An 8,426-nucleotide genomic window follows, 5' to 3' on the forward strand; every position below is an offset into this window, starting at 1 on the left:
CAGGCGAGTGCCAGTTGGCCACATGCTCAGCCTGGGTATCAAAAGCAGCAGGGGGAAGTTTATCAGCAACTGCTGCAGACACCTGCGCCAACGCATAAAACCACGATGCCTGAAACACCCTCGGCACCGCTTACCGGAAATAGCCAAAGTTTTGGTCGTGTATTGACGATCGTGGGGGCTGACTGTGCATTACTGGAATGTGACGGTCATATTCGCCTGCTGGCGTTGCCGGTGGCCGAGCGCTGGCTGCGTCAGGCGCAGTTAACGCCAGCGCAAGGACCCGTTTGCGCCCAGCCGTTACTGATCCCTTTGCGTTTGAAAGTGACCGATGATGAGAAGATGGCACTGGAAAATGCACAGAGTCAGTTGGCTGAGTTGGGCATTGAATTTCAACTGGATGCGCAGCATGTGACCATCCGAGCGGTGCCTTTACCCTTACGCCAACAAAATTTACAAATCTTGATTCCTGAACTGATAGGCTACCTGGCGCTGCAGTCCGTATCCGAACCTGGCGATATTGCACAGTGGATTGCGCGAAACGTCATGAGTGAACATCCGCAGTGGAGCATGGCTCAGGCCATTACGCTGTTAACGGATGTTGAGCGGCTATGCCCACAGTTAGTGAAGGCGCCGCCGGGTGGTCTGTTACAACCTGTTGACTTACATTCGGTAATGAACGCCCTGAAACATGAGTGATATCAGTAAGGCGAGCCTGCCAAAGGCACTATTTTTGATGGGGCCGACGGCCTCCGGTAAAACGGCATTAGCAATTGAATTGCGTAAAGTTTTGCCAGTAGAGTTGATAAGCGTTGATTCCGCCCTTATCTACAAGGGGATGGATATCGGTACAGCTAAGCCGGATGCTGAAGAGTTAAAGGCTGCGCCGCATCGATTGCTGGATATTCGCGACCCAGCACAGGCGTATTCTGCGGCGGATTTTCGTCGCGATGCGCTAGCGGAGATGGCCGATATCACCGCAGCGGGACGAATTCCGCTGTTAGTGGGTGGCACAATGTTATATTTCAAAGCCTTGCTGGAAGGGTTGTCGCCGTTACCGTCGGCGGACCCGGAGGTCAGAGCCAGCATTGAGCAGCAGGCGGCAGAGCGTGGATGGGATGCGTTACACCGACAGCTTCAGGAGATCGATCCGGTTGCTGCGGCGCGGATTCATCCAAATGATCCGCAAAGACTTTCCCGGGCACTGGAAGTTTTTTTCATTTCGGGTAAAACTTTAACGGAGCTGACGCAAACGTCAGGAGATGCTTTGCCGTATCAGGTGCATCAGTTTGCAATCGCCCCGGCGAGCCGTGAACTGCTCCATCAGCGAATTGAGCAGCGTTTTCATCAGATGTTAGCTTCAGGTTTTGAAGCAGAAGTCCGGGCGCTTTTTGCCCGAGGAGATTTGCATACGGATTTGCCTTCCATTCGTTGTGTTGGGTATCGCCAGATGTGGTCGTACATTGAAGGCGAAATTTCATACGATGAAATGGTTTATAGAGGTGTTTGCGCCACGAGGCAATTGGCGAAGCGGCAGGTAACCTGGTTACGTGGTTGGGAAGGGGTGCACTGGCTTGACAGTGAAAAGCCTGACCAGGCGCGAAACGAAGTATTACAGGTTGTTGGTGCTATCGCGAATTGAATGTGTACAATTGAAACGTATCGTGCGCAATTTTTCAGAATCGAAAGGTTCAAAGTACAAATAAGCATATAAGGAAAAGAGAGAATGGCTAAGGGGCAATCTTTACAAGATCCGTTCCTGAACGCATTGCGTCGGGAACGTGTTCCAGTTTCTATTTATTTGGTGAATGGTATTAAACTGCAAGGTCAAATCGAGTCTTTTGATCAGTTCGTGATCCTGTTGAAAAACACGGTCAGCCAGATGGTTTACAAGCACGCGATTTCTACTGTTGTCCCGTCTCGCCCGGTATCTCATCACAGCAATAATGCCACCGGCGGCACAGGTAGCAGTAACTACCATCATGGTAGCAGCGCGCAGGGTTCTTCTGCGCAACAGGACAGCGAAGAAACCGAATAAGGTTTTGGGCTGTTTTACACACGGGGAGCCAGAGATCCTGCGTTCCCCGTTGATATATATTAAGGGGTTGACGCTTGTTTGACCGTTATGATGCCGGTGAGCAGGCGGTACTGGTACACATCTATTTTTCGCAAGACAAAGATATGGAAGACCTCCAGGAGTTTGAATCTCTGGTTTCTTCCGCCGGTGTCGAAGCAATGCAGGTGATTACCGGGAGCCGTAAAGCACCGCACCCGAAGTTTTTTGTTGGTGAAGGTAAGGCAATCGAAATTGCGGAAGCCGTAAAAGCGACTGGCGCTGCGGTGGTGATTTTTGATCATGCTTTGAGCCCTGCCCAGGAACGTAACCTGGAACAGTTATGCCAGTGTCTTGTTATCGACAGGACCGGTCTCATTTTAGATATTTTTGCCCAACGTGCGCGTACCCATGAAGGTAAGTTGCAGGTTGAGCTGGCGCAGTTGCGCCATATGGCTACGCGTCTGGTCCGTGGCTGGACCCACCTTGAAAGGCAAAAGGGCGGGATTGGTTTGCGCGGTCCGGGTGAAACCCAGCTCGAAACCGACCGTCGTTTGCTGCGTAATCGTATTTTGCAGATCCAGTCGCGCCTGCAAAAAGTTGAAAAGCAACGTGAGCAGGGGCGGCAGTCGCGCAAGAAAGCGGATGTCCCAACCGTATCACTGGTGGGATATACCAACGCCGGAAAATCCACCCTGTTCAACCAGATAACCGAAGCCCGGGTTTATGCCGCAGATCAACTGTTTGCGACCCTGGATCCGACGCTACGTCGTATCGATGTGGCGGACGTCGGCGAAACCGTGCTGGCGGATACCGTAGGGTTTATCCGTCATTTACCGCATGACCTGGTAGCGGCATTTAAAGCCACTTTACAGGAAACTCGTCAGGCGACATTGCTGCTGCACGTTATTGATGCGGCAGATTTTCGTGTGCAGGAAAACATTGAGGCCGTCGATACGGTACTCGAAGAGATCGATGCGCATGAGATCCCGACTCTGCTGGTAATGAATAAAATCGATATGCTGGACGATTTTGAACCGCGTATCGACAGAGATGAAGAAAATAAACCAATCCGCGTTTGGGTTTCAGCGCAAACCGGTATTGGCATACCACAGCTTTTTCAGGCTTTAACAGAGCGTCTTTCTGGTGAGGTTGCGCAGCATACGCTGCGTTTGCCGCCGCAGGAAGGGCGTCTGAGAAGCCGGTTTTACCAACTTCAGGCAATAGAAAGAGAGTGGATGGAGGAGGACGGCAGCGTAGGTCTGCAAGTACGTATGCCGATCGTTGACTGGCGTCGCCTCTGTAAACAAGAACCGGCACTGGAAGACTATGTTGTCTGACCTGTCGGATATGGCCTGAAGATTTTTTCGCCTCTATACCTCGTGGATTTTGTACGGTAGGAAGGCGGCAAGTCCCGGCATCCCCAAACGCATAGTCAACTATGTGACTGGGAGTGAAGGGCGTAGCCAACGCATCTGCAACGCAAAAGACGCAGGTATAGCATCGCATAACAAATATGGAGCACAAACATGGCGTGGAATCAGCCCGGTAATAACGGACAAGACCGCGACCCCTGGGGAAGCAGCAAACCTGGCGGCAACCCTGAGGGAAATGGAAACAAAGGTGGTCGCGAGCAGGGGCCTCCCGATCTTGATGATATCTTCCGCAAGCTGAGTAAAAAACTCGGTGGTCTGGGTGGCGGTAAAGGTACAGGCTCTGGTGGTGGCGGTAGTTCATCGCAAGGCCCGCGTCCGCAACTGGGCGGTCGAGTCTTTACTATTGCTGCAGCCGCTATTGTCATTATCTGGGCAGCCAGCGGTTTCTACACCATTAAAGAAGCGGAACGCGGCGTAGTGACACGCTTCGGTAAATTCAGCCATTTGGTTGAGCCGGGTCTGAACTGGAAACCGACATTTGTGGATACCGTTACGCCGGTAAACGTTGAAGCCGTGCGTGAACTGGCAGCCTCCGGTGTGATGCTGACTTCTGACGAAAACGTCGTGCGCGTTGAGATGAACGTGCAGTACCGCGTGACCGACCCGCAGAAATATCTGTTTAGCGTGACCAGTGCTGATGACAGTCTGCGTCAGGCAACCGACAGTGCACTGCGTGGGGTTATCGGTAAATACACCATGGACCGTATCCTGACCGAAGGGCGTACCGTTATTCGTAGCGATACCCAGCGTGAACTGGAAGAGACCATTCGTCCATACAACATGGGTATTACCCTGCTGGACGTCAACTTCCAGGCTGCTCGTCCGCCGGAAGAGGTGAAAGCGGCATTTGACGATGCCATTGCGGCGCGTGAAAACGAGCAGCAGTACATTCGTGAAGCAGAAGCGTACACCAACGAAGTACAGCCGCGTGCTAATGGTCAGGCGCAGCGTATTCTTGAAGAAGCGCGTGCATACAAAACACGAACCATCCTGGAAGCTCAGGGTGAAGTGGCGCGTTTTGCCAAAATTCTGCCGGAATATAAAGCCGCACCGCAAATTACTCGCGAGCGTCTGTATATCGAGACCATGGAAAAAGTGCTGAGCCATACCCGTAAGGTGTTGGTTAACGACAAGGGTGGCAATCTGATGGTTCTGCCGTTGGATCAAATGCTAAAAGGCGGCAACGCTCCGGCAGCCAAGAGTCAGAGCAGCTCAAACCTGCTGACTCTGCCGCCAGCATCCTCTTCCAGCACGGGAGCAAGCAACACTTCGTCCACCAGTCAGGGCGATATTATGGACCAACGCCGCGTTAACGCGCAGCGTAACGACTACCAGCGTCAGGGGGAATAACGATGCGTAAGTCAGTTATTGCGATTATCATCATCGTTCTGGTAGTGCTGTTCATGTCTCTCTTTGTGGTCAAAGAAGGCGAGCGTGGTATTACTCTGCGCTTTGGCAAAGTTTTACGTGACGATGACAACAAACCATTGGTTGTTGCACCGGGTCTGCACTTCAAGATTCCATTTATTGAATCCGTGAAGATGCTTGATGCGCGTATTCAGACCATGGACAACCAGGCCGATCGCTTTGTCACCAAAGAGAAGAAAGACCTGATCGTTGATTCCTACATCAAGTGGCGTATCAGTGACTTCAGCCGTTACTACCTGGCAACGGGCGGTGGCGATGTTTCTCAGGCAGAAGTTCTGCTGAAACGTAAGTTCTCTGACCGTCTGCGTTCTGAAATTGGTCGTCTGGACGTAAAAGACATCGTTACCGACTCTCGTGGTCGCTTAACGCTGGAAGTCCGTGACGCGCTGAACTCGGGTTCTGCAGGTACGGAAGACGAAGTCGCAACGCCGGCAGCGGATAGCGCGATTGCCGAAGCGGCTGAGCGTGTTCAGGCTGAAACCAACGGTAAAGTACCGGTCATCAACCCGAACAGTATGGCGGCGTTGGGGATCGAAGTGGTTGACGTGCGTATTAAGCAAATCAACCTGCCTGCTGAAGTGTCTGAGGCGATCTACAACCGTATGCGTGCTGAGCGTGAAGCCGTAGCACGTCGCCATCGTTCACAGGGTCAGGAAGAAGCGGAAAAACTGCGTGCAACAGCGGACTATGAAGTCACCAAAACGTTGGCAGAATCTGAGCGTCAGGGCCGTATTATGCGCGGTGAAGGCGATGCAGAAGCCGCTAAACTGTTTGCTGATGCATTCAGTCAGGATCCTGACTTCTACGCCTTCATCCGTAGCCTGCGTGCTTATGAGAAGAGCTTCGAAGGCAATCAGGACGTGATGATCATGAGCCCGGACAGCGATTTCTTCCGCTACATGAAGACGCCGAGCAACGCAACACGCTAAACTCGCACCCGCGGTTTTAAACCAGCAAAACCACCAGCATCCCCAAGGATGCGGTGGTTTTCTTTTTAGATAAGGACAACGGATGAACTCAACAATTTTGTTGGCACTCGCGCTGGTTTTGGTGCTGGAAGGACTGGGTCCGATGCTTTATCCCAGTGCCTGGAAGAAAATGATCGGGGCAATGGCGCAACTTCCTGAAAATATTTTGCGGCGTTTTGGTGGAGGTCTTGTGGTTGCAGGCGTGGTGGTCTACTACATGTTGAAGAAAACGATTGGCTGACCAATAAGTAGACTAATTTACGGATTTCCGCATGCAAAAAGTGCTGTATATCTGAAAAAGCGGTGGTAGAATCCATTTTTAAGCAAACGGTGATTTTGAAAAATGGGTAACAACGTCGTCGTACTGGGCACCCAATGGGGTGACGAAGGTAAAGGGAAGATCGTCGATCTCCTGACTGAACGGGCTAAATATGTTGTGCGCTACCAGGGTGGTCACAACGCAGGCCATACTCTCGTAATCAACGGTGAAAAAACCGTCCTCCATCTTATTCCATCAGGTATTCTTCGCGAAAACGTCATCAGCATCATCGGTAACGGTGTTGTGCTGTCTCCGTCCGCGCTGATGAAAGAGATGAAAGGATTGGAAGACCGCGGGATTCCTGTCCGTGAGCGCCTGCTGCTGTCTGAAGCGTGTCCGCTGATCCTTGATTATCATGTTGCGTTAGATAATGCGCGTGAGAAAGCACGTGGCGCGAAAGCGATCGGCACCACCGGTCGTGGCATCGGGCCAGCTTATGAAGACAAGGTAGCACGTCGCGGTCTGCGCGTTGGCGATCTGTTTGATAAAGCAACCTTCGCTGAAAAACTGAAAGAAGTGATGGAATATCACAACTTCCAGCTGGTGAATTTCTATAAAGTTGAAGCCGTTGACTACCAGAAAGTGCTGGATGATGTGATGGCGATTGCCGACATCCTGACCTCTATGGTTGTTGATGTCTCCGATCTGCTGGACCAGGCGCGTAAGCGTGGCGATTTCGTCATGTTTGAAGGTGCGCAAGGTACGCTGCTGGATATCGACCACGGTACCTATCCGTACGTAACATCCTCCAACACCACCGCAGGTGGCGTGGCGACCGGCTCCGGCCTGGGCCCGCGTTATGTGGACTACGTTCTGGGTATCATCAAAGCCTACTCTACTCGTGTAGGTGCGGGTCCGTTCCCGACCGAACTGTTTGATGATGTCGGCGAGTTCCTGTGCAAGCAGGGTAACGAATATGGCGCAACCACCGGTCGTCGTCGTCGTACCGGCTGGCTGGACTCCGTTGCTGTGCGTCGTGCAGTACAGATTAACTCCCTGTCTGGCTTCTGCCTGACCAAACTGGACGTCCTGGACGGTTTGAAAGAAGTGAAAATCTGTGTCGCTTACCGTATGCCGGATGGCCGTGAAGTCACGACTACCCCGCTGGCAGCTGACGACTGGAAAGGCATCGAGCCGATCTACGAAACCATGCCTGGCTGGTCTGAGTCCACCTTCGGTGTGAAAGAGCGTAGCGGTCTGCCGCAGGCAGCGCTGAACTACGTCAAGCGTATTGAAGAGCTGACTGGTGTGCCGATTGATATCATTTCAACTGGCCCAGACCGTACTGAAACCATGATTCTGCGCGACCCGTTCGACGCATAATGTAGGTTGTAGCGTAGCGTCAGATGGCGCTGCGCTTGCTTTAAAGCAAGCCGGATGCAAGGCTTTGTATCAGTATCTGGCTTAAAATCATGTAGGTTCCTCGCTTTTTTCCTTCCCGAATTGAAATAAATTAGCGACCTGGCTGGTGGCTGGTTTATCATCAATATAATTAATACTACCAGGCTTATCCGTTTTATCCTTTTTCCAGAGGTTGATGTGCAGTTAACGAGTTTCACCGATTACGGATTACGTGCGCTAATCTACATGGCGTCGCTACCCGAAGGACGTATGACCAGTATTTCTGAGGTGACAGAAGTCTACGGCGTGTCCCGTAATCATATGGTCAAAATAATTAATCAACTTAGCCGGGCTGGCTTCGTTACTGCTATCCGTGGAAAAAATGGCGGTATCCGCTTGGGCAAAGCGGCAAAGGATATTGGTATTGGTGATGTGGTCCGCGAGTTGGAGCCGTTGACGTTGGTCAACTGCAGCAGCGAGTTTTGCCACATTACCCCTGCCTGTAGACTCAAACAGGCGCTTTCTAAGGCAGTGCAAAGTTTTCTCACGGAACTGGACAACTACACACTTGCTGATTTGGTTGAAAAGAATCAACCGCTATATAAATTATTGCTGGTGGAGTGACGAAAATCTTCATCAGAGCTGACAATGGAGGAACCTCGATGTCACATGATCCTTTCCAGGAACGCGAAGCAGAAAAATACGCGAATCCCATCCCGAGCCGGGAATTTATCCTCGAACATTTAACTAAACGTGAAAAACCGGCCAACCGCGATGAGCTGGCCGTTGAACTCAACATTGAAGGCGAAGAGCAGCTCGAAGCGCTTCGTCGCCGCCTGCGCGCGATGGAGCGTGATGGGCAACTGGTCTTCACCCGCCGGCAG

General features: G+C 51.8%; 9 protein-coding genes and 1 pseudogene. All 10 read left to right on the forward strand.

Annotation, left to right across the window (positions count from 1 at the left end):
* Positions 1–696: pseudogene (locus tag FDW95_RS23675) on the forward strand (DNA mismatch repair protein MutL); the annotation flags it as partial.
* Positions 689–1,639 carry a tRNA (adenosine(37)-N6)-dimethylallyltransferase MiaA gene (miaA, locus tag FDW95_RS09330; RefSeq protein WP_096758589.1) on the forward strand — a complete coding sequence of 317 codons (951 nt, stop codon included), beginning with the start codon at positions 689–691 and terminating at the stop codon, positions 1,637–1,639. The pseudogene FDW95_RS23675 and the gene miaA, both read left to right, overlap by 8 nt.
* Before the next feature lie 84 nt (positions 1,640–1,723).
* Complete coding sequence (gene hfq, locus FDW95_RS09335) at positions 1,724–2,035, forward strand: RNA chaperone Hfq (RefSeq protein WP_096758588.1); 312 nt, start codon at positions 1,724–1,726, stop codon at positions 2,033–2,035.
* A gap of 74 nt (positions 2,036–2,109) precedes the next feature.
* Entirely contained in the window at positions 2,110–3,390 is a 1,281-nt protein-coding gene (gene hflX / locus FDW95_RS09340; RefSeq protein WP_096758587.1) for a ribosome rescue GTPase HflX, read from the forward strand.
* Between the two features lie 189 nt (positions 3,391–3,579).
* Positions 3,580–4,836 carry an FtsH protease activity modulator HflK gene (hflK, locus tag FDW95_RS09345; RefSeq protein WP_115259619.1) on the forward strand — a complete coding sequence of 419 codons (1,257 nt, stop codon included), beginning with the start codon at positions 3,580–3,582 and terminating at the stop codon, positions 4,834–4,836.
* A gap of 2 nt (positions 4,837–4,838) precedes the next feature.
* Positions 4,839–5,843 carry a protease modulator HflC gene (gene hflC, locus FDW95_RS09350; protein WP_115259618.1) on the forward strand — a complete coding sequence of 335 codons (1,005 nt, stop codon included), beginning with the start codon at positions 4,839–4,841 and terminating at the stop codon, positions 5,841–5,843.
* Between the two features lie 82 nt (positions 5,844–5,925).
* Positions 5,926–6,123 carry a DUF2065 family protein gene (locus FDW95_RS09355; protein WP_096758584.1) on the forward strand — a complete coding sequence of 66 codons (198 nt, stop codon included), beginning with the start codon at positions 5,926–5,928 and terminating at the stop codon, positions 6,121–6,123.
* A gap of 102 nt (positions 6,124–6,225) precedes the next feature.
* Positions 6,226–7,524 carry an adenylosuccinate synthase gene (purA, locus tag FDW95_RS09360; protein ID WP_096758583.1) on the forward strand — a complete coding sequence of 433 codons (1,299 nt, stop codon included), beginning with the start codon at positions 6,226–6,228 and terminating at the stop codon, positions 7,522–7,524.
* A 216-nt stretch (positions 7,525–7,740) separates the two neighbouring features.
* On the forward strand, positions 7,741–8,166 hold the full coding sequence (nsrR, locus tag FDW95_RS09365; RefSeq protein WP_096758582.1) for a nitric oxide-sensing transcriptional repressor NsrR: 426 nt from the start codon (positions 7,741–7,743) through the stop codon (positions 8,164–8,166).
* Between the two features lie 38 nt (positions 8,167–8,204).
* Positions 8,205–8,426, forward strand: a 222-nt coding sequence (locus FDW95_RS23680) for a winged-helix domain-containing protein (protein WP_249359002.1), incomplete at its 3' end; no start/stop codon positions are given.

Source organism: Citrobacter sp. wls718 (assembly GCF_005280945.1).
Taxonomy (GTDB): domain Bacteria; phylum Pseudomonadota; class Gammaproteobacteria; order Enterobacterales; family Enterobacteriaceae; genus Citrobacter; species Citrobacter gillenii.

Bases quoted from the DNA above. Each gene is read 5' to 3' on its own strand.
- miaA (WP_096758589.1), top strand. From the start codon at position 689: ATGAGTGATATCAGTAAGGCGAGCCTGCCAAAGGCACTATTTTTGATG.
- hfq (WP_096758588.1), top strand. From the start codon at position 1,724: ATGGCTAAGGGGCAATCTTTACAAGATCCGTTCCTGAACGCATTGCGT.
- hflK (WP_115259619.1), top strand. From the start codon at position 3,580: ATGGCGTGGAATCAGCCCGGTAATAACGGACAAGACCGCGACCCCTGG.
- hflC (WP_115259618.1), top strand. From the start codon at position 4,839: ATGCGTAAGTCAGTTATTGCGATTATCATCATCGTTCTGGTAGTGCTG.
- FDW95_RS09355 (WP_096758584.1), top strand. From the start codon at position 5,926: ATGAACTCAACAATTTTGTTGGCACTCGCGCTGGTTTTGGTGCTGGAA.
- purA (WP_096758583.1), top strand. From the start codon at position 6,226: ATGGGTAACAACGTCGTCGTACTGGGCACCCAATGGGGTGACGAAGGT.